The sequence below is a fragment of the Flavobacterium sp. 25HG05S-40 genome (genome assembly GCF_052654735.1).
Window position 1 is genome coordinate 1,056,268 of record NZ_CP199750.1, and the last position, 22,440, is coordinate 1,078,707.

Sequence of the window (22,440 nt, forward strand, 5' to 3'; positions counted from 1 at the left end):
TATTTGTGCCATGAGTGTAAAGAAAAAAATCAAAAAAGCTATAAGCTTCATAGTTCCAAAAGGGATGGCCAAGGAACGAATGAAATTGTTCTTTTATAGCTTGTTTAATCGAAAAGGAATTTCATTTGCTATTGAAAACATCGGAGACAAGATCATTTATAAAACTGCCTTTAAAGATACTGTTTTGTTAACTAATGAAGCACTTTATCCTATAGCAGATGATTTTGAGTATTACCAGCATTTTTACAAAACTAAGAAAGATGATGTTGTTGTAGATGCCGGAGCGAACATGGGACATATTTCTATTTTCTTTTCTAAACAAGTCGGTAATAATGGTAAAGTATTTTGTTTTGAACCCGATAAATTCAATGTAGAACGTCTCAATGCCAACAGAGCACTTAATCACGATTTACCGGATAATATTATTATCGAAGATTTATTGTTATGGAATGAAAATGTCTTGGTTGATTTTGAAGAAGCCGGAACAGTAGGTTCCTCTGCAGTTTGGTTTTCAGAAAATGCTAAATTGTCAAAAAGCAAGCCGTAACACTCGATAGTTGGGCTGAAAAATTACAATTACCCAGATTAGATTTTATTAAAATGGATATTGAAGGTGCTGAAATTGAGGCTTTAGACGGTTGTGTTACCGTTATTCAAAAATACAAACCCAATTTTGCAATCGCCTCCTATCATATTGTAAATGGACAACCTACCTATATTAAAGTAGAGGAGTTTTTCAAAAAGATAAACTATCCATTCAAAACGGTTACATTCCGAGGAAAGGAGATTATTACTTTCGCAGGTTCCAACATCAAATAAAAACTTAAATTCATATAAAAAGGCTTCTCTTAATCGGGAAGCTTTTTTATTTGACACGCTATTTTCTTGAAGAATTCATAAAATAAAGAGAAAATAAAATAACAAAAAAAGTATTACAGTTTACATAATGCGGAATAATTATTTTCACAATTTAAGTTGATAATTATTTAAGGTTATAAATAAAATTCCTATTAAAATTAACAGTAGTTTTATTGGTATAAACCTTAAAATCAAAATATTATGAAGACAAAAAAAATCTTATTTATGGTAAGTTTATTAATTCTGGGAGGGATTAGTAAAGGGAATGCACAGAATAATATTGTTACAACGGCTGCTACTATTCCGGCAACTCTGGGGAATCAAAATGTAATATATGGGGTACAAAGTGGAACAAACACACAACCTAATCCAATACCCGTTTTTCCGGGGACTGGCACTAATAATTCTTTTTTTGGATTTCAGTCAGGATTTGCAAATACTTTCGGTCAGTCCAATACTTTCTCAGGTAGCCAATCGGGTTTGGGTAATTTAGAAGGTGTCGAAAATGTTTCTATAGGAGCTCGTTCTGGATTAACGCTACAAAATGGAGTAAGAAATACTTTTATTGGAACAGATTCTGGGTCTGCTTTTAATAACCAACAGTCTTGGCAGAGCAATACCTTTATAGGGGCTCGTAGCGGGCTAGGTTTTATAGGTGGCGACTTTAACACCTTTATAGGCGCAGAAACAGCAAGAGGGCAACTTAATCCCACTTCCGGAGACAACAATACTTTTATTGGGTTTCAGGCAGGTACAAATTCTGCTGGAAGCGGGAATACTTATATAGGTGGGCAGTCAGGAAATTTGTTAAGGACAGCCAATGATAATGTTTGTATAGGTGCCAACTCTGGAAGGGGTGATTTTGGGGCTACTTTATCAAATGCAAGACAAAATGTTTTTATTGGTACTGCTTCAGCAATTCATATAAACGGAGGAAGAAATAATGTTTTCATGGGCTTTCAATCAGGTGTTAACACCCAAGGAAATAATATTGGTGCTGGTTTGGGAAGTGGAAACGTATTTTTGGGTGCTCAATCAGGATTTCTAAATATTGATGGAAGGCAAAATGTCTATGTAGGTAATTTATCAGGAGAAAACACAACAGGAAGTGGCAACGTTTTCTTAGGAAGCCAGTCGGGAGCCGGCTATACTGCTGTTGACAATCATTTAGCAATAGATAACTCAGCAACTACAACACCATTGATTGAAGGGGATTTTGGGGTAGCAAATGGAAGGGAAACAATAACTTTTAATGTTGATGATACGGCCAATTCAACTGTAATTATCAATGCTAACGGTACGCACCCTGCAAACACATTAGGTCTTTCAGCATTACAATTTGCGGATCTTAACAATGCTAATACCGCTATAACTAATACCACTGACAAAGTGCTTTCTGTCGACACTAGTGGAAATGTTATTCTAGTTAATGATAAGCAAGGAGTTTTGAGCGTTGGTATTACTAATGATTGTTCAGTTAATAATTTTGTTCCAAAATCAACAAGTAGCGGTGATTTAGTATGCTCACAAATTTATGATAATTGGAATGGAGGTCCTGAAATAATTCGAACTGGAGTAGCTATTGGATGGGCTTCTCCCACTCCTAACCAAAATTTTTTATACAATACAACTACGGGACCTTATCCCGCTTCACAAATTGAACTACCTCTACCAGCAGGAAGATTAAAATTACTTGTAAATGGCAATGAAAAAGTTAATGGTATATATTTTACCTCTGATGCAAACTACAAAACAGAGATAGGAGCACTAGATAAACCCTTGGAAAAAATTTTAAAATTAAAAGGCGTTCATTACTATTGGGATGTTAATAATAATCCGGATATGAATTTTGATAGTCAAGTGCATACAGGTTTTATTGCACAAGAAGTTGAAAATGTGCTCCCTCATTTAGTAATTACCCAAGAATATGAAACTGAACAAGGAAAACAAGATAGAAAATCGGTTAATTACATAGAACTAATACCATATTTAGTTGAAGCTATTAAAACTCAAAACGATAAAATAAATGCATTGCAAACTCAGGTTAATTGTTTAAATGAAAGAATTGGTTGTTATGTTTCAGAAAAAAATAGTACTCTTATCAAATTCGGAAATACTAAGATTATAAGTGTTGCTCCCAACCCATCAAGTGACATCGTTACCGTTTCTTTAAATATTGAAAAAGAAGTTGAAAGTGCTAGTCTTGAGATTTACGATATCAATGGAAAGTTGTTAAGTAGTCTAAATATAAAAGAAAGGGAAAACAATATCTCCAAAACCTTTCAAAAAGATAATTTCGGAACAGGTGTTTATATAATTAGTTTAGTTATTAATAATGATAGTATCGATTCTAAAAAAATCATTTTTGAATAATTAAAACCTTCAATACCTATAAACAAAGCTTCTCCTAACCGAGAGGCTTTTTTTGTGGTAAATCCTTTCTCTAATACTACTAAGATAAGCAACCTAAAACTCTTATCAGTTTAAATATATGTCGTAGATATGTCGTATATATGTCGTGTATATATCGTATATAAATCCTATATTATGTTAATAATACCCATTGCTGGAGCAATCAATACATAAGGTATAGTTGAATAAATAGGTATATTTAGTTTAGTGATTACTCATAATAACGAATCAGCTAAGTATAAGTATTTTTATTTAATACTTATAAACAAAGCTTCTCCTAACCGAGAAGCTTTTTTATATTTGCTTCAAACCAAAACTCATTGTATGCTACCGTTACATGTAAAAAACGAAACGTCACGATTAAGAGCTGTTGTATTGGGTTCCGCCCTAAATAACGGACCAACCCCAACTGCTGAAGAAGCCTACGACCCAAAATCATTAGAGCATATTCTTGCAGGGACGTATCCTATTGAAGAAGATATGGTTACCGAAATGGAAGCGTTTAATCAGGTGTTTCAAAAATATGATGTGAAGGTATTCCGTCCGGAAATGATTGAAAACTACAATCAGATTTTTACACGCGACATTGGTTTTGTAATTGATGATATTTTTATAAAAGCCAATATTCTTCCGGATAGAGAACGCGAACTAGATGCCATTCAGTATGTGATTGACCAAATTAATCCGGCAAAAGTAGTACGTCCACCCGAAGAAGTGCATATAGAAGGTGGCGATGTGATGCTTTGGAACGACTACATCTTTATCGGAACGTACAAAGGTTCAGACTACAAAGACTATATCACCGCCCGAACCAACATGCAGGGCGTGCAATACATCAAGGAATTATTTCCTCATAAAATTGTGAAGGAATTCGACTTAGTAAAATCAAAACTCGAAGCGCGTGATAATGCTTTGCATCTTGATTGTTGTTTTCAACCTGTTGGAAAAAATAAAGGAATCATCTACAAAAGCGGCTTCCGTGAAGAAGCCGATTATGTATTTCTAGTCCAACTTTTTGGGAGAGAAAACTTATTCCACATTACCCGAGATGAAATGTACCACATGAATTCCAATGTCTTTTCTATCGATGACAATGTTGTGGTATCAGAGAAAAACTTTACCCGTCTTAATCAGTGGCTTCGCGATAACGGATTTACTGTAGAAGAAATTCCGTACGCCGAAATAGCTAAACAAGAAGGATTGCTTCGATGTTCTACATTGCCACTTATCAGAGACTAATTCGGATATTCAACATACATTTCATTCCCCAACGGCTGTATCGATTTGGAATCAATGAAATCTCTTTTGATGCGATCCGGAGTATGTGGCATGCTTCTTCCGCCTCCAATAATTTGGTTAATGGCATCATTTAAATAAGGTTCATTTACATCACCTAAAATACCCAAATTCTCAATATCTTCGGGGAAAGGCGTTGTAGGCGCAATACCCGTTGTATAATCGCCATTTCCATTCTTGTCTACAATCTTTAAAACAATAGGTTGCATGGCATATTTGTGATTCGGATTTACATTTGATTTTGAATAAGTAGGCGAATCATAAAGTGTTATCGATCCCACATTTTTCCCCGTGGTTTTGTCGCCAATCTGGATTACTTCTATATAAGGCTTCAAACAATTAATTACTAACTCACTTGCAGAAGCTGTTGCGTTTGTAGTCAACACATATACTTTAGTAAGTTGTAATCCATTTAAGCCACTCACAAATCGGTTTTCTAAAGATGATGGGTTATTCGATAAAAAATACGCTTGCGCTTTGGCATTCCATTGTTGTTTGGCAAATAATTGTCCCGAGAATTGTCCCGTAATCATGCTCGCCAATTTGACTGCAGTTGCAATAGAACCACCCGAATTATAGCGTAAATCCAATACCAAATCGGTTACATTTTGAGAGGCAAAATTACCAAAAACAGTATTCAGTTGGCTATCATAACTGCTGTAAAATCCGTTATACATCAGATAACCAATAGTGTGTGTTCCTTGTGTAATCACTGTATTCAGTAATATGGGGTTTTCTGCCAGGTTGGTTTTTGTCAATGTTACCGTCCGTCCGTTGGGCGTAATGGTAACTACTCCGGCGGTTTCGCTATAATCGGCAAGGCTTAAAGTATAAGTTGTTCGTGCAAAAAGGGTACGAAAATTTTCACCCGTTATTTGCTCCCCATCAACAGCATAAAAAACATCGCCACGCTGAATGTCTTTTGTCGCCGCATCGGAATTCGGAATGATATAGCGTACCCAACCAAAAGCGGAAGTTTCACTAGTATCGGTATATTTTAAGGCATAATCCATACCGTTGTTCATAGTATTTCCCGAAAGTACGCCTTCTAAAACCGAATAATCACTGTAAATAACGCTGAATCGGTCCGTTGGTGCAGGAACACGAAGGGCATTAAACAAGCTTGTCGGATTATCAAAAGTTTCCAAATACGTATTCAATTCCGACTGTGTTGCAAAACGGTCATCGGCCAAGTTGGGTACATCGGCCTGCCATAGATAGTATAAGTTCATTCCTTTCCAAACAAAATCATTAATTTCTAAAGTGCTTGGTACAGCATTGTCATCCATATCTTCGCAGCCAAATGGAATAACAAACACTACAAGTAGTAACATGGAGGCAATCAGTTTCTTCATAGCAGTTTTTCTTTTTATAAACGTAAATTTACTAAGTTTAGATTGAAAATTGTATTTTGTTTGTAACAAATAAAAATGTGAGTCGTCATGACTACATAACCAACCAACAATAGTAGTTCCCATGAACCAAAATGAGTTTATGCAATTGGTAAACCCCTTTAAGGATAAACTCTTCAGAGTTGCAAAGCGTTTGCTTGTGAGTACTGAAGAAGCCGAAGATGCGACTCAGGAAGTTTTGGTAAAACTTTGGAGCAGAAACGAGAGTTTGGATAGTTATAATAGTGTGGAGGCGGTCGCGATGACCATGACCAAGAATTATTGTTTGGATCAATTGAAGTCAAAACGCGCCAGTAATATGAAAATTGTTCACAACAACTTCACAGATAGAGAAGCTAGTCTTCAGCAAAAAGTGGAAGATAGTGATACATGGAGTTGGGTAGAACGCATTATGAATGACTTACCCGAACAGCAGAAACTGATTGTACAAATGAGAGACATTGAGGAAATGGAATTTGAGGAAATGAGTACGATTTTAGAAATGAACGAGCAGGCAATACGCACTGCATTGTCAAGAGCACGAAAAACGATACGAGAAAAAATGATAAAAACACATCATTATGGCATTGGATAATATAGAAAAATTACTAGAAAAATACTTCGAGGCAGAAACCAGTATTGCAGAAGAAAAAGAATTGAAAGATTATTTTGCTTCCTCAGATGTTGCGCAGCATTTGGAACAATACAAACCATTATTTGGCTATGCTTTACAAGCAAAACAAGAGCAGTTTACCGCAACGATTCCGTTAACAACTAAGAAACGCAAAGGCATAGTTTGGTTATCTGTTGCCGCTTCTGTAGCAGTTTTATTTGGCGTGGGTTTATTGACATACGATTCTATGAGTACACCTGAATCTCAAAATTTAGGGACTATTGATGATCCTGAAGTAGCTTTTAAAGAAACGCAGAAAGCGTTGGCTATGATTTCGGAAAGCGTAAATAAAGGTATCGGAAGTATGAGCTATTTAAATGAATACGAACAATCAAAAAACAAAATTTTTAAAAAATAACAATCAGAAATCATGAAAAAAATATTTTTAACATTAGTATTAGTTTTAAGTACCAACACCTTTTTTGGACAAAGTGTTTTTGACAAATTTGACGGTGATGAAAACATTGCGACCGTTATTGTAAATAAAAAAATGTTCGCCATGTTAGGCAAAATGGATGCGAAAGACAAAGAGACGCAACAGTATGTGAATTTGATCAAAAAATTGGACAACCTTCGAGTATTTGTAACACAAAGCGATAAGAAAGCGGACGAAATGAGAGCCGTATCAGATAAATATATCAAATCTGCTGCTCTTGAAGAGTTAATGCGAATGACCGAAAAAGGTAAAAGTGTAAAAATCTATGTAAAATCAGGAGCTACAGATTCTCAAATTAAGGAATTGCTGATGTTTGTAGATGGAGCCGGACCTAAGTCGGAGTCAGTTTTGATGTCGTTGACTGGTGATTTTGATTTGAACGAACTTTCGGTGTTGACCGATAAAATGAATTTGCCTGGTGGTGATGATTTGAAAAAAGCATCTAAAAGTACTAAAGGTTCCAAAGGAGCAAAATAAGAAGCCATGAAAATCGCATTGTACTTCGCCATAATCATTTCTTTAGTGCTGTCAAGTTGCACAGGAGAACCAACGCTTCAAAAATATTTTGTAGAGAACTCCGAAAAGAAAGATTTTATTGCTCTTGACGTTTCTTCAAATATCATCAATATTGATAAAAGTAAACTGACTGCCGATCAGAAAATAGCTTTAGGTTCTTTTGACAAGATGAATATTCTGGCTTTTAAGTTAGACGAAAAAAACAAGGCTTCTTATGATAGGGAAAGCCAAAAGGTAACGGAAATTCTCAAAGGGAAAGACTATCAGGAGTTGATGAAAGTAGGTTCCGGTAAAGATGCTGCCTCTATAAGTTATATAGGCGATGATGATCATATCAATGAGTTTATCTTATTTGCCAAAAAGAAGGATAACGGATTTGCCGTAGTACGCATTTTAGGAAACGATATGAATCCGAATAACATCATGAACATGCTTTCGCTATTAAAGACTGCGAATGTTGACATGGATCAATTAAAGCCTTTACAAGCTTTGATGAAATAAAATAGGTTAGTTATTAAATTTAAAAAGTCCTCTTGTTTAATTACAAGAGGACTTTTTTTTGAAGAGAAGCAGTGTTGATATTGCTGTTATTTTTTAAAGTATTTGAACGGAACAACCAGCATTCCGAAACATTCACCATGTTCTTTACCAATGTGTTTGTGGTGCATTTTGTGAGCTCTTCTTACCGCTCTTGCATAACGATTGTCTGCATTACGAAACATTTTAAAACGTTGATGAATAAAGATATCATGCACCGTAAAATACGCCAATCCATAAGCAAAGATACCAAGTCCGATGGCTAAACCAATGGGGAGAATGTTATTCTGCCATAGCAAGAAGAAACCAACACTTACTACAGCATAAAACAAAAAGAAAGCATCGTTGCGTTCAAACCAAGAATCGTGATCTTTTTTATGATGGTCGGCGTGCAGATTCCATAAAAATCCATGCATGATGTATTTGTGGCTGAACCACGCCATGAATTCCATGATGCAAAAAGTAGCAATAAAAACAAAAATATTAAGTAGCATAATTTTATAATAAATTCAAACGATAATTAACATAGCACTTGGCCAGAAGACCAAATTTTTCATAATTGGGAACACGGATTCGAGCATTCTTTATTTCTACCGATGGCGTGTTTTTGAGCTTGGTTAAAAGCTTTTTATAATACACATAAGCAGTATAAACTCCAAACTTAGCTTCCATTGGAAGTTTGAGTATACCATGAAAACCTGCTTCAAAATCGGCTTCGATTTCTTTGATGATTAGATGTTTTGAATGTTCATCTAGACGCGATAAGTCGGTATTTGGAAAGTAAGTGCGACTCAAGTCTTCGTAGTCTGCTTTTAAGTCTCTTAAAAAATTAACTTTCTGAAATGCAGAACCCAAACGCATAGCGCTCGCTTGCAGTTCATTAAACTTATGTTCATCTCCCTTGACAAAAACCTTCAAGCACATAAGACCAACTACATCAGCCGAACCATAAATATATTCGTTGTACTCATCAAATGATTTGTATTCTTTTTTGTGTAAGTCCAATTTCATACTGTTCATAAACGAATCAATCATCTTTAGCGGAATATTGTATTTATGAACGGTATGCTGAAACGAATTCAACACTGGGTTTAAACTTATTCTGTTTTCTAAGGCCTTTTCCAAATCATGTTCAAACATTCCGAAAAGTTTTTCCTTGTCGTAATCATGGAAGGTATCTACAATTTCATCGGCAAAACGAACAAATCCATAGATATTGTAAATGTCCTGTCGAATGCAGGGTGCCAACATTTTTACGGCAACGGAAAATGAGGTGCTATAGGACTTTGTAACGTTTTTGCTGCAGTCGAATGATATTTTGTCAAAAAGTGATTTCATATCTTGTAAAGTTAAAGATTATTTTGGATAAGTTCTGCAACTAATTTTCCTGATATTAATGCTGGTGGTACACCAGGGCCTGGTACTGTTAATTGTCCGGTAAAAAATAAATTTTCAACCTTCTTACTTTTTAGTTTAGGTCGTAAAAATGCTGTTTGAAATAGGGTATTGGCCAAGCCGTATGCATTTCCTTTATACGAATTGTATTCTTTGATAAAATCATTTACACAAAAAGATTCGCTAAAAAGAACTTTATCTTTCACCGATTGTCCTGTCAGTTTTTCAAATCGAGTAATTATCTTTTCAAAATAGATTTCGCGCAGTTCCGGAGTGTCTTCTAATCCGGGTGCTAGCGGAATTAAAAATATACCGGCTTCTTTACCATTTGGAGCGGCATTATCATCCGTTTTGGATGGGAAGCTAGCATAAAACAAAGGTTCCTCTGGCCATTTTGGGTTGTCATAAATCGCTTCGGCATGTTTATCAAAATCGACATCAAAAAACAACGTGTGATGTTCTACATTTTCTATTTTAGTATCAAATCCAACGTAGAAAAGAAGTGATGATGGAGCAAAAGTTTTTCTCTCCCAATATTTTTCAGAATAACCACGATACTCTTTATCTAATAAACTTTCACTGTGATGATAGTCTGCTCCGCTGACAATGATATCTCCTTTTATTGTTTCGCCATTTACTACTATACCATTAGCAATGCCATTGTCCACAATGATTTTTTCAATCACTGCGTTAGTGTGAATTGTTACACCCAACTCTTTGGCCAACTTTTCCATAGCTAAAATCACGCTGTACATTCCGTTTTTAGGATGCCAAGTTCCCAAACCAAAATCTGCAAAATTCATAAAACTGTAGAATGATGGTGTGTCCGAGGGTTTGGCCCCAAGGAAAAGTACGGGAAATTCGAGAATTTGGATTAACTTATGATTCTTAAATTTTCTACGGATGTCACTTGAAATATTTCCGAAGAACTGCGTTACCTTTTTGGCCGTTTCCAAAGTTACCAATTCCATAGGTGAAACACCGGGACGATACACCAAGTCTTTGATAGCAATATCATAATTACTTTGTGCTTCTTTGATAAAACTCTCGAGTTTTTTACCGCTTCCGGGTTCTACAGCTTCAAAGGTGTTGACAATTTCCGGAAGATTGTCGGCTATCGTTATAAAGTCATTTTTTCTAAAATACACTTGATACGCAGGCGATAATTTAATCAGGTCGTAGTAGTCTGATGGTTGTTTGCCAAAATCAGCAAAGAAGCGTTCAAATACATCGGGCATCCAATACCAAGTAGGCCCAATGTCAAAGGTAAATCCATCTCGTTTTAATTGGCGCGCTCTTCCGCCAATGGTAGCATTTTTTTCGTAAATAGTTACTTCATAGCCTTGTTTTGCCAAATAGCAAGAAGCTGCTAGTGAAGAAAACCCCGATCCTATTATTTTGATTTGTTTTTTCATATTGTTTAACAAAGATATAAAAAAGTTAAACAATAAATTTTCTTTTTACGAAAATTATAATCTTTGAACTAAATTATCTATCGAAGTAAAAATTTTCATTTTGTCATCCACTAATGACTTATCAATACTTTCAATCATTCTGCCAATAAACCACATTTCCGAATCATCAGTAAGAACTTCTCTCTTGATTTGTCTTACATAATCATTAATGGCAGTTTTATTCGGTTCCACAGTGGTGTAGCAAACATAAACAATATTATCGAAATATTTTTTTACATCTTTAAGACTATTTATAGGTACTGTTTCTCCCAAATATATAGTCTTATAACCATTTAACTGAATTTCATAATTCAAATACATCAATCCAAGCTCATGGATTTCGTTGTCCGGAAGATATAAAACAAAAACTTTATCCGTATTTGTTGGTTCCTGAAGCTGAAGTTTTTCAGTATTAATTAATAGTTTTTGTTTGATTAAATAACTGATGAAATGCTCGTGTGCGATAGAGATAGTGTTGGTTTGCCATAAATAGCCTATCTCTTCTATTAACGGAATAAAGATAGTGTAAAACACTTCTTTAAATGATTTTTCACTCAGAAGTTTATCATAAGTGTTCACGAATAATGTTTGATCAAAGTTCATCATAGCCATTTTAAAAGAACTAATGGCATGATTTTTAACACTTTTATCAGATATAATTTCATTAACCAACTCTGGGATTCTCTCTTCGGATAGCTTTGAAATTTTCGAAATTTTATAACCGTGATTGTGTAACAGCGTGATGTTTAAAATTTTCTGAAGATTCGCTAAATCATACAAACGAATATTAGTTTCGGTTCGCATAGGCTCCAAAACATTGTATCTTTTTTCCCAAATGCGAATAGTGTGAGCTTTGATACCCGTTAGGTTTTCCAGATCTTTTATACTAAAAACGCTTTTAACATTGTTCATGTTTTCCTTATATTTGTTAAACAAAATTAACAAAATAACTTTACAAAGCGCATTTTATTCCAAAACTTTACAAAAAAATACGCCAATCTTTTGTGCAAGCGGTTCGCCACTTCATATGTAATGAATCCGAAAGAAATCCGCAGCCAATCTTTTTTTCGATGAACTACGCTTTTATTTAACACTACAGCGACCTCGCTTTAACACTAGGGTATCAAAATAGCGATTATCTTTACAATCCCAAACCTTCATTACTATGCCTATGTCCATTGCCGCTATTTTCGAATATTGCGAAAGCATCGATAATCCATTACTAGTAGAGTATTTTTATAAAGGAGAAAAGATAGAAGACCCGGCGCTGTTTTTTGATCTGACTCCAGGTCTTTTGGAACGGAACTTTCCTTCTGTGGAAGATACCCGGGATATGATTAACAAATACGTACTCTACGGTGCCACCCACAAACTGGTAATTTCGGAATACGGGTTCGATCTAGTCTTCCGATAAAAGATTGTTTTGCCAACGTTCGGGGTTTCTTTTGATTGGATTGGATTTCTTGTCTTTCAAAATCATGAAACTATTGTTGCTAAAAATCCATTCGTACGGATTTTATATTTTTTCAACGGAATTTTATATTCATCAATGGATTGAAATCCGTTGCTACAACAAAACCATCCCTACGGGATTTTTCATTTTCATTACATATTTACAATCGGTTTTACAATTTCTCATTCAAAAATACCGGCAACTATTCGATGTTGTAGATTTTCATGATGTTGGCTAAGATTTCTTTGAAGCGCAGGCGTATTTCTGTCATTCCCGCGCAGGCGGGAACTATTATCTAAATCTACTGACTTTGCGGAGTGGGTGTAAATAAAAAAAGATGCATAAAGCATCTAATTTTTGATTATTTCGTTATTAACGCAAGTTATGCACTTTTGAATATTTGAAATTTTTTTTATAATCTAGTTCTTCTTCCTTTTATATCCTATAGGTTCTCTGTCTCCGAAGTTAAAAATAAACCCACCGTGTGATTTTCTGACTACTCCATGTTCAGCTTGGTACTCTCTAGCATTTTCAAGTTCTTTTTGAAAATTTTTAAACCCGTTGTCGACAACTGCGCTATCTTTAGCTTTATTGTCCTTGCCATTACTTTGTTCTGATTTCATATGTAATATGTTTAATAATGTGATAAATATACGTACCTTTTTTTATGTTTGGTTACATCATTATGATATTTTATTGATATTTTTCTACTAATTTTTCGATATATTTTTTTTGGTATTTTGCTAAATGAGGTGCAATCTGACACAGAAAGGGATAAATCAAAGCGGTAAAAGTAGAATGGTATTTGTCGTCTCCTAACACGTCTCCTTTTGCAGAATTGATATTTAGAACACCAATGATTCTAATCTTGTCATTTGCATTTTCCGGGCAGGAATAAGATATCGGAAAAGAGACAAAACTGATGACTTTTGGCTTTAATTTCTTCCAATACGCATTTGCATTGTTCACTTCTATTTGTCCCAGATGCCTATAACTATTAGGGTCATTTACGTTAGACATTACATATTTAATATCTCCTTTACTTTCTAATGCTGCTACAGCCGGAGCTCCCGGTAGATTTTTATTTTCAATATCATTTCTGTTTTTACCCGTCATTACTGGTAAGCTAATTGAAATAACACCTTCTGCACTATCTCCAAACTCTGTTATTAGGTGCAGCACACCCGAAATCGAATTCAAATCAGTATCTTTAAAATGAATCCATTCTTCATCTTGCTCTCGCATTTTTTTTATTAAATATTCATTACCAGTATAGGGAATATAAATCATAATACTGGCACTATAATCAGAATTGATGGAACCCTCTGGCTCTTTACCATTGATATAGTCTTTGGTTAATTGAGCGATGATTTTGAGGATGGTATTGAATTTTTTAGTGCAAGCTAATGGATTATTAGCGGTATCAATTTCGCTTATCTGCGTCATAATATTTTTATAATACACATAATAAAGTGAAAAAATATTGGGGTTGGGTGATTTAAATATAGCGGATTCCAAAGAACTCGTATTCTTTTTGCTTACAGCACTTTCGTTGGTAACAAATGTAAAATAGAGGATGACCCAGCAAATCAGAAGGCTCCAATAAATGAGCGTTGGATAGTGAATACAATAATCCGCAATAAGCACTGCTCTTTTATGTTGATAAAACGTCTGGGTGTGATTTATTATCGAATCCTTGTTAAAAGCAATCCAGATAGCAGCAATAGCAGGATACAAAGAGACAATGAGTTTTACATATTGATTGTACCTCATTAAAAAGGAGTTGAATTTTAAGAGCGGGGCGACCAGAAATTTAAGCATGTACTATTCTATGAGTTTGACAATAATGTAATAAAACCAAAAGTTTCATCTACTTTAAACTCGGTCATGGTGGTATTTACCGATAACTAAACTTACAAAATGAGCTTTATAATGCATTACTATTTCGATGAAATGCCGATATAATCGTTAAATTCATTATTTGAGCACTACCACAATTAAATGAGATGAACGTCTTACTGGCTCAGATCCTCTCAGTTGCTAAACTCGTTGTATGCTTTGAATACCTCGGCTACGTATAAATTCTACTGGCTGTTGGCTATTTTAGAATTGGTAGAAGAGTGGCAAACCAACCTTTCCCGCGCAGGCGTATTTCTGTCATTCCCGCGCAGGCGGGAACTATTACCTAAATCTGAACCTAAGCTATCTGGATTGCGGAGTGAGGTCCGCAAAAAAAAGTGTCACAAAAAAAATCGTTTTGAAAAAATTGTGACAGTTTTTGTCACAAAATTTTTTTGAGCGTAAAAAATGTGACAACATTTCAATTGGTATTCTAGCAACAAAACCAATGTTTTTTACGGTACTATTTTATTTGGTTTACGAATCAAGCGAAAGGATTGCTACGTGAGTCGCTTCGCTCTAGTCGCGCGGGAGCGGGGGCTCTAGTCGAGAGGGAGCTGGGGTCATCTGTAGTTATTTTTCAGCTATGATGATGCTATGTATTTCTTCTGATTGATCATTTTTTACATACCTTTTTTGCATCAAAATCTGATTTTTAAAATTAGAAAGACTTAATTGATGGGTTACTTCTGCTATAGTATGATAGTAAAAGTAAGTGCTATCGCCACTACTTCCTTTCTGATAGCCTGATTCGTATTTTTCACCTGCTACAAAACTTACATAGATGATCCCATTTTCTTTTAATAAATTTTCACAATCACGTATCAATTTTTCGACATCCCATTGGGATAAATACGGGATACAAAATCCACAAACAATGGCGTCAAATTTACTTTGTATCTGTTCAATGGCTCTACTGTCAAGTACTTCAAAAGTGGCGTTTGGACAATTTTTTTGAGCCAATGCAATCATGTTTGGCGCAATATCAGTTCCCAGAATTTCAAAATCGGGTCTTTTAGCCAATAGATATTTTGTTATGTTTCCGGGGCCACAACCAATTTCCAAAATGGATGGATTTTTCGGCAACACTAGTTCGCAAAATGTATCATAAGTGTCATTATACAAAGCTAAATCCATAAATGTATCTTCGTATAATTGAGCTACTTTATTCCAAGTTTCAAATGTTTCTCTATAGTTATCCATTGCAGTAATTCAAATGATGAGTCTCTAGACGACGGTATACCTAGTCATTACTAACTTACAATTTACAATTTAAAATAATCTTTTGCTCACGCTTATCGTTAACCGGCTATTCCAAGATAATTTTTTGAGTAGTCGTTTGATGATCAATTTCCACCTGCATTAGGTATACGCCTTTGGTACAACCAGACAAATCGATAGTCTTGCCGTTATGTCGGGCTATGGTTCTGCCGCTGAGGTCGCTGACGATTACCTGTACGTTTTCAGCCTCCGTTTTAATCATAAACAGTCCTTGCGATGGGTTAGGGTATACCGTAACTTTAGCGGTAGTATTAAATGGAGTCATGCCTAATGGGGAGGCATTACTCAAATACACTTTCCAGTAAGGCGTGGAAGGTAGGCCAAATACAGGGTTGATGCTAAAATTCGAAACAGTGACCGCTTGTGAGAGCACCGCTAAATCCAGTTTGTCGTCACCGTTGATGTCGATGATACTCCAGGTTTGATCCCCTACAAGGTTACTGACCGAACCTTGGGCTACCGCGTTGTACCCATAGGAACCGGTACTACTTAGCTCACCGCCCTGAGGCAGGGTCCAGTTAATGGGGGTTGTGTTATGACCACTGCCATTGTTGAGGTATACTTTCCAATAAGGGGTAGTTGGCAGTCCAAATACCATATCTCGGGCAAAATTCCCTTGGATGACTACATTGGCCGTAATCACGATATCGGGTTTACCGTCACCGTTCATATCGGTGGTACTCCAAATTTGATCCCCGGCCAGGTTGGAAGTCGAAGCTCTGGCAAGGGCGTTGTACCCATAGGAACCGGTACTGCTTAGCTCACCGCCCTGCGGCAATGTCCAGTTTACCGCTGTGGTACTAAAACCGCTACCATTGTTAAGGTATACTTTCCAATAAGGGGTAGAGGGCAGTCCAAAGACCATATCTCGGGCAAAATTCCCTTGGATGACTACATTGGCCGTAACCACGATATCGGGTCTACTATCTCCGTTCATATCGGTGGTACTCCAAATTTGATCCCCGGCCAGGTTGGAGGTAGAAGCTCTGGCAATAGCATTGTAACCATAGGAACCCGTATCGCTCAACTCGCCGCCCTGAGGTAGGGTCCAGTTTACCGCTGTGGTACTAAAACCGCTGCCATTGTTCAAGTATACTTTCCAATAAGGGGTAGTGGGCAGGCCAAATACCATATCTCGGGCATAATTCCCTTGTTGTACAACGTTAGCCGTAACCACGATATCGGGTCTACTGTCACCGTTCATATCGGTGGTAGTCCAAGTCTGATCCCCTGTTAGGTTGGAAGTCGAACCTCTGGCAATAGCGTTGTAACCATAGGAACCCGTATCGCTCAGCTCGCCGCCCTGCGGCAGGGTCCAGTTTACCGCTGTGGTACTAAAACCGCTGCCATTGTTAAGGTATACTTTCCAATACGGATTAGAGGGAAGGCCAAATACCATATCTCGGGCAAAATTCCCTTGTTGTACCACATTAGCCGTAACCACGATATCGGGTCTACTATCACCGTTCATATCGGTGGTAGTCCAAGTCTGATCCCCTGTTAGGTTGGAAGTCGAACCTCTGGCAATAGCGTTGTACCCATAGGAACCCGTATCGCTCAGCTCGCCGCCCTGAGGCAGGGTCCAGTTGATAGGGTTTGCGTTGTAACCGTTGCCATTGTTAAGGTATACTTTCCAATAAGGGGTACTTGGGAGGCCAAAGACCATATCCAGAGCATAATTCCCTTGTTGTACCACGTTAGCCGTAACCACGATATCGGGTCTACTGTCACCGTTCATATCCATGGTAGTCCATATTTGATCCCCGGTTAGGTTGGAGGTGGAACCATCACCCAATGCGTTGAAACCATAAGTGGTAGTAGAGCTTATCTGACCGCCCTGTGGCAGCGACCAATTAACGGCTGTGGTGTGAAAACCTGTTTGTGCCTGTAAGCAACCCAAGGTTAGTATAGCTATATATACAAAAGTAGATTTCAAGTTCATAGTAAGATATTTTAAAGTAATGGTACTGTAATTTTGAATCAAATATAGCAATTCCGCCTAGAAAACGTTCCCCGGTAGTAATGTAAAAATCAGTAAATGTATATTCGTTTACTTATGCTGTAAATTCGTTGGTAGGGAGTTGAAAGGCGTTTGGGGATTCCCTCAGATTCTAAAGACTTGCCATTTTTAGACCATGAAAAGAAGCTAAAAAAAGTGTCACAAAAAAAATCGTTTTGAAAAAATTGTGACAGTTTTTGTCACAAAATTTTTTTGTGCGTAAAAAATGTGACAACATTTCAATTGGTATTGTAGCAACAAAACCAATGTTTTTTATGGCACTATTTTATTTAGGTGAAGGTAAAGGAATTGCGTGGGAACGCGGTAGCTTATTTAGTGCGTGTGCGTAAAGTTAATTCTTGATTTTGAAGTTTGTACTATTTCCTTTGATGACCTTACCGGGAAACTTTTCAGCATACGTTGTAATTAACTGCATAATATAAGCCGTACTTCGATAGGGCGTTATATGATCCTTTATTTCTGATGGTGTATTGATACCAACATCTGACGAAATATATCCCATACCGTAGAAATGCCCGTTTTCAACCCAAACGCAACTGCGCTCGTCCTCGTTACGTCCTTTATCTAAAATGGCAAAAGTGGGTCGGTCGTTTACTAAATAGGACAAGGCTGCTTCAATTTGTTGGTTGTGATACGATTGCTCGGGAAGGCTTGTCAGTTCTGTTTGGGGTGCTAGTTGTCCTTCGGTTGTTTGACCATAATTACAAAAGCGGTTATCAATAGCAAACTGCTCCGATAGGTTACGCAAACAGCTAATGCCATCATATAGCGAGTGAAAGGTTTCAACGCTCGATTGTCCTTTCGTGAGTTTCCCAATGGCCAGATAGCGGTATCCGTTTCGGGCTTCGTACTGATAGAGTCCGAACTTAGGTTCTAATTTCTTGAGCGCTCTGTTGTATAAGGGCCATAATTTTTGGATTTCAGTACATTCCAGAAGTAAGGCCATAAATTCGGTAGCGCATATTTCAAAGGAAATACCGTGGATGTCCTTCAGAAAATTTTGTCGCTGAGGTGTAATACTATGTCCGCTAAAATGCGAGGCCACTCTTTTTTTTAGGTTTATCGCTTTACCCACATAGACTACTTTCTTTTCTTGATTATGGAAATAATACACGCCCGGTTTTTCAGGGAGTTGCTCAAAATCTTGTGGCGGTAGGTTGGGAGGTAATCGTTGATCCTGCGCGGTCTTTTTAATCATTTTTGAAAGGATACCTTCTTCATCCCATTCGTTTAATTTAGAAAACAGCAGGGCAGTAGCCGTAGCATCACCACCCGCTCGGTGGGCATTTTCTAGCGGAATATCCAAAGAACGACAAAGCTTCCCCAAACTGTATGAGGCTAATCCGGGTTTAATTTTGCGGGCGGCTCTAACTGTGCAAAGTTTTCGGGCTGTCCATTTAAATCCGCTTTTTTCAAGCTCGTGCCGTACAAACGAATAATCGAAATTGACATTATGCGCGACAAAAATTCTATCAGTAAGCATTGCCAATACTTTTTCCGAAATGAAATCAAAAGTAGGTGCATGGCGTACCATAGCATTATCAATACCCGTCAAAGCAAAAATAGCTGGCGGTATGTCTTTTTCCGGATTCACCAGACTTTCCCAACGGTCAAGGATGTTGGTGCCGTCATGAATAATAATGGCTATTTCTGTAATGCGGCTATACGTGGCGTTACCTCCAGTGGTTTCAATATCGACTATGGCGTATTCTTGTTTTTTCATACTTGTGGGGTCATGCGTTGTCTTGGTAATCCTATTTCATGTTCTTGTGGATAAGGTGCGCGATGCGTCATGCTGACATCTTCGCGTATTTGGTGCTGTGTTTGAAAACGCTTTTCATCTGTTGCCGAATAACGAGGATCGGGGATAAAAGGCATTTTCTCCATTTTGGATATGGTGATGGTCGGAAAATGATAATCCACTTCCACCTGTCCTAACAACAGATAACATCCCCCACCTTTAAACGGATACTTTTGCAGACAATCCGCAAAATGCGCGGTATCGAAAAACTCGCCTTCCGCATCTATCCAAGTGCCAAAATACATATCGCCTCTTTTGGTAGGGACGTGTTTTCTCGAAATCAAATACGCCAACATTCGGACATTTTTTTTATGGTGTTTCGTCAAATCCTTTGCCATAACATCACCCCGATAGGCTGTCTGGAGCAAATTGAAAGGCGTAACCGAAACCGGAAAATCTAACAATTCAATTTCATCAAAAGCATCTTCAAAAGGGGAGCGTTCCAATACCGGTAATTTATAGTCTTTTACTGGTTCCTGCAACAGTAATAATCCGCGATGCTCCGGTTTAAAATTAATTAGAATCAGTCGGGCAATAATGAGTAGTTCGTTTTTTCTTTTACCCGTAAAACGAAAAGCTCCAATAAAAATCAAAATTTGTATGCTTTCAATGCCAATCGGAATACGATTGATAAAATCTTCCAAAGACATAAAGATACCCTTTTGTTCGCGCTCGGCAACAATAAGGGTCGCTATTTTGGATTCCAGACTTTTTAGATGCTGAAAACCTAAGTAAATATTTTTACCATACACTTTGGTTTGATAATCGCTTTTGTTTACACAGGGATTGTGGATTTTGGCGCCCGACATTTTGGCTTCGTGAACATAGACTTCCGTTCGATAAAAACCTCCAAAATTATTGATGACGGCTGTCATGAATTCAATAGGGTAGTAGGTTTTCAAATACAAACTTTGATAACTTTCTACGGCATACGAAGCCGAATGCGCTTTGCAAAACGAATAGCCTGCAAACGATTCAATTTGACGGTAAATCTCCTGACTCAACTGCTCGGGATGTCCTTGCTTTTTACAGCAGTCAAAGAAGTTGTCTTTTACTTTTTGTAGCGCTGCTTTAGAACGACCTTTACCACTCATAGCCCGACGCAAAATATCACCATCGGCTGCCGGAAGTCCGCCATAATGCAACGCTATCTTAATAACATCTTCCTGATAGACCATAATACCGTAGGTTTCTCCCAATTGTTCTTGAAACACCTCATGAAAATACTCAAATCGGTCGGGATAATTGTGTCGAAAAATATACTCTTTCATCATGCCCGATTGTGCTACTCCAGGTCGAATAATAGAAGATGCCGCTACTAATACTTTATAGTTATCACATTTCAATCTTCTCAACAAGCCTCGCATGGCCGGACTCTCAATATAAAAGCAGCCGATGGTTTTTCCTTGACTTAACAATTCGTTGCAGACCTTCTCATTCTTGGAAAGAGTAGTATCTCTGATTTCGACTTCGATACCTTGATTTTCCTTAATCAGTTTTACGGTATCGTCAATATGGCCAATGCCACGCTGACTTAAAATATCAAACTTATCAAACCCAATATCTTCCGCTACGTGCATATCAAACTGTACTATCGGAAATCCTTTCGGAGGCATTTCTAAAGCGGTGAAATTGGTAATGGGTTCTTCTGAAATGATAATACCACAAGAATGCATGCTTCTTTGATTGGGATATTTTTCGAGCATCATACCGTAATCCTGCACCATTTTGACCACTTCATTTTTGTGGTGCTTTACCATTGGATTTTTAGCCAATTCATCAAGTTCTTCTTTGGGCAAACCAAATACTTTACCGACTTCCCGAAAAATAGAGCGGTACTTAAACTCGACATTCGTTCCACAAAAAGCTACATGATCGCTGCCGTATTTATTGAAAATGTATTCTAGGATGGTATCCCGTTCGCGCCAAGACCAGTCTATATCAAAATCGGGTGGCGATTTTCGGTTGACGTTTAGAAAACGCTCGAAATACAAGTCGAGTTCCAAAGGGCAAATGTTGGTAATATCAAGGCAATACGCAATAATACTGTTGGCACCGCTTCCACGACCAATATGCAAAAAGCCCTTGCTAATACTGTACTGCACAATATCCCAAGTAATCAGAAAGTAGCCGCTGAACTCCAAATCGTTAATGACTTTCAATTCTTTTTCTACTCGGGCTTTGGCTTCGGCATTGTTTTCCCCGTAACGTTGAATCATGCCTTCATAGGCCAGTTTTGTTAGTAATATACTATCGTCGTGTTTGTTTCCGGTAAAGTGTTTTTTGTTTTTAGGCGTATAGAAATCATATTCAAAATGGCATCCGGCTATAATGGTTTTGGTGTTTTGAATAATTTGTGGATAGTCACTAAACTTTTCCAGTAGCTTTTCTATCGGAATCATGATTTCGGTTGTTTTGCAATAATCCGTTTCCCCCAATTTGGAACCAATAATGTTGAGGTCGATGGCCCTTAGTATTTTATGTAAGTTGTACTCTTTTTTAGTACGATAGGTAACCGATTGCAATACCACCATTTTAGCCATTCTTCTTTTCCAAACGTAATTGTACAACTTGGGCAACTGCTCGGCGCTGATGCCTATAAATTCATATTCTTGTAGCTCCTCAGGAACATTATCCAAGGGGTAAATCACATAAACATTTTCAAAATGGGGTGCGTGTTCAGGAAGAGGCGTGTTATCAAAATTATGTTGGGTCACTAACCGATTCATTTCTGCCAATCCGTTTCTGTTTTGGGCTAAGCCAATGAAAAGCTGTTTGCCGTTATTGCGGAAATCGATGCCCACCAATGGTTTTATGTTTACTTCTCGACAGGCTTTTATAAAATCGTAAATTCCGGTAATGGTGTTAATGTCCGTTAATGCCATAGCCGTAACACCATAACCAACAGCCTGCGATACCAAATCCTGTAAAGGAATGGTGCCGTAGCGCAACGAATGATAGGAATGGCAATTGAGATACATTTTAATTATGAGTTATGAATTGTGAATTGTGAATTGT

The 22,440-nt window shown here is 37.2% G+C and carries 19 protein-coding genes; 8 read left to right on the top strand and 11 right to left on the bottom strand.

Features of this window, described 5'->3' with window-relative positions:
- Positions 1–10: 10 nt before the first annotated feature.
- The 4 genes from ACULEU_RS04545 to ACULEU_RS04560 all read left to right on the top strand — a co-directional run bounded on the left by ACULEU_RS04545 (position 11) and on the right by ACULEU_RS04560 (position 4,509).
- Complete coding sequence (locus tag ACULEU_RS04545; RefSeq protein ID WP_445454266.1) at positions 11–547, top strand: FkbM family methyltransferase; 537 nt, start codon at positions 11–13, stop codon at positions 545–547.
- A complete protein-coding gene (locus ACULEU_RS04550) occupies positions 526–819 on the top strand; it encodes an FkbM family methyltransferase (RefSeq protein ID WP_445454826.1) in 294 nt (97 codons plus the stop codon). The genes ACULEU_RS04545 and ACULEU_RS04550 overlap by 22 nt, the downstream gene beginning before the upstream one ends.
- A 240-nt stretch (positions 820–1,059) precedes the next feature.
- Positions 1,060–3,231, top strand: a complete 2,172-nt coding sequence (locus tag ACULEU_RS04555; protein ID WP_445454267.1) for a tail fiber domain-containing protein — start codon at positions 1,060–1,062, stop codon at positions 3,229–3,231.
- Positions 3,232–3,594: 363 nt separating this feature from the next.
- A complete protein-coding gene (locus ACULEU_RS04560) occupies positions 3,595–4,509 on the top strand; it encodes a dimethylarginine dimethylaminohydrolase family protein (protein ID WP_445454268.1) in 915 nt (304 codons plus the stop codon).
- Here the strand turns inward: ACULEU_RS04560 and ACULEU_RS04565 are convergent.
- On the bottom strand, positions 4,506–5,921 hold the full coding sequence (locus tag ACULEU_RS04565; RefSeq protein WP_445454269.1) for a S41 family peptidase: 1,416 nt from the start codon (positions 5,919–5,921) through the stop codon (positions 4,506–4,508). The two genes, ACULEU_RS04560 and ACULEU_RS04565, sit on opposite strands and share 4 nt — an antisense overlap.
- A gap of 121 nt (positions 5,922–6,042) precedes the next feature.
- Between ACULEU_RS04565 and ACULEU_RS04570 the strand changes: the two genes are divergently transcribed.
- The 4 genes from ACULEU_RS04570 to ACULEU_RS04585 are packed head-to-tail and all read left to right on the top strand — an operon-like array spanning position 6,043 to position 8,083.
- Positions 6,043–6,552: an RNA polymerase sigma factor gene (locus ACULEU_RS04570; protein WP_445454270.1), complete on the top strand. Its 510-nt coding sequence runs from the start codon at positions 6,043–6,045 to the stop codon at positions 6,550–6,552.
- Positions 6,539–6,988 (top strand): hypothetical protein, encoded by a 450-nt coding sequence (locus ACULEU_RS04575; RefSeq protein WP_445454271.1) that lies wholly within the window; start codon positions 6,539–6,541, stop codon positions 6,986–6,988. Before ACULEU_RS04570 ends, ACULEU_RS04575 begins: the two co-directional genes overlap by 14 nt.
- Before the next feature lie 12 nt (positions 6,989–7,000).
- On the top strand, positions 7,001–7,543 hold the full coding sequence (locus ACULEU_RS04580) for a DUF4252 domain-containing protein (RefSeq protein ID WP_445454272.1): 543 nt from the start codon (positions 7,001–7,003) through the stop codon (positions 7,541–7,543).
- Positions 7,544–7,549: 6 nt separating this feature from the next.
- Positions 7,550–8,083 carry a DUF4252 domain-containing protein gene (locus ACULEU_RS04585; protein WP_445454273.1) on the top strand — a complete coding sequence of 178 codons (534 nt, stop codon included), beginning with the start codon at positions 7,550–7,552 and terminating at the stop codon, positions 8,081–8,083.
- A gap of 86 nt (positions 8,084–8,169) precedes the next feature.
- Here ACULEU_RS04585 and ACULEU_RS04590 read toward each other — a convergent pair whose 3' ends face one another.
- The 10 genes from ACULEU_RS04590 to ACULEU_RS04635 all read right to left on the bottom strand — a co-directional run bounded on the left by ACULEU_RS04590 (position 8,170) and on the right by ACULEU_RS04635 (position 22,403).
- Positions 8,170–8,613: a sterol desaturase family protein gene (locus tag ACULEU_RS04590; protein WP_445454274.1), complete on the bottom strand. Its 444-nt coding sequence runs from the start codon at positions 8,611–8,613 to the stop codon at positions 8,170–8,172.
- Between the two features lie 4 nt (positions 8,614–8,617).
- Positions 8,618–9,457 carry a phytoene/squalene synthase family protein gene (locus tag ACULEU_RS04595; RefSeq protein WP_445454275.1) on the bottom strand — a complete coding sequence of 280 codons (840 nt, stop codon included), beginning with the start codon at positions 9,455–9,457 and terminating at the stop codon, positions 8,618–8,620.
- Positions 9,458–9,468: 11 nt separating this feature from the next.
- The gene (locus ACULEU_RS04600) at positions 9,469–10,929 is read right to left on the bottom strand and encodes a phytoene desaturase family protein (protein WP_445454276.1); all 1,461 of its coding nucleotides are present in this window, start codon (positions 10,927–10,929) and stop codon (positions 9,469–9,471) included.
- A 54-nt stretch (positions 10,930–10,983) separates the two neighbouring features.
- Positions 10,984–11,880: a MerR family transcriptional regulator gene (locus ACULEU_RS04605; RefSeq protein WP_445454277.1), complete on the bottom strand. Its 897-nt coding sequence runs from the start codon at positions 11,878–11,880 to the stop codon at positions 10,984–10,986.
- Between the two features lie 960 nt (positions 11,881–12,840).
- A complete protein-coding gene (locus ACULEU_RS04610; RefSeq protein WP_445454278.1) occupies positions 12,841–13,044 on the bottom strand; it encodes a hypothetical protein in 204 nt (67 codons plus the stop codon).
- Positions 13,045–13,114: 70 nt separating this feature from the next.
- Positions 13,115–14,194, bottom strand: a complete 1,080-nt coding sequence (locus ACULEU_RS04615; protein ID WP_445454279.1) for a hypothetical protein — start codon at positions 14,192–14,194, stop codon at positions 13,115–13,117.
- Positions 14,195–14,893: 699 nt separating this feature from the next.
- Positions 14,894–15,523, bottom strand: coding sequence for a class I SAM-dependent methyltransferase (locus tag ACULEU_RS04620; protein WP_445454280.1), 630 nt, complete (start codon positions 15,521–15,523; stop codon positions 14,894–14,896).
- A gap of 106 nt (positions 15,524–15,629) precedes the next feature.
- A complete protein-coding gene (locus ACULEU_RS04625) occupies positions 15,630–17,543 on the bottom strand; it encodes a T9SS type A sorting domain-containing protein (protein WP_445454281.1) in 1,914 nt (637 codons plus the stop codon).
- A 409-nt stretch (positions 17,544–17,952) separates the two neighbouring features.
- Positions 17,953–19,344, bottom strand: coding sequence for an exonuclease domain-containing protein (locus ACULEU_RS04630; protein WP_445454282.1), 1,392 nt, complete (start codon positions 19,342–19,344; stop codon positions 17,953–17,955).
- Positions 19,341–22,403: a DNA polymerase III subunit alpha gene (locus ACULEU_RS04635; RefSeq protein ID WP_445454283.1), complete on the bottom strand. Its 3,063-nt coding sequence runs from the start codon at positions 22,401–22,403 to the stop codon at positions 19,341–19,343. Before ACULEU_RS04635 ends, ACULEU_RS04630 begins: the two co-directional genes overlap by 4 nt.
- Positions 22,404–22,440 lie beyond the last annotated feature (37 nt).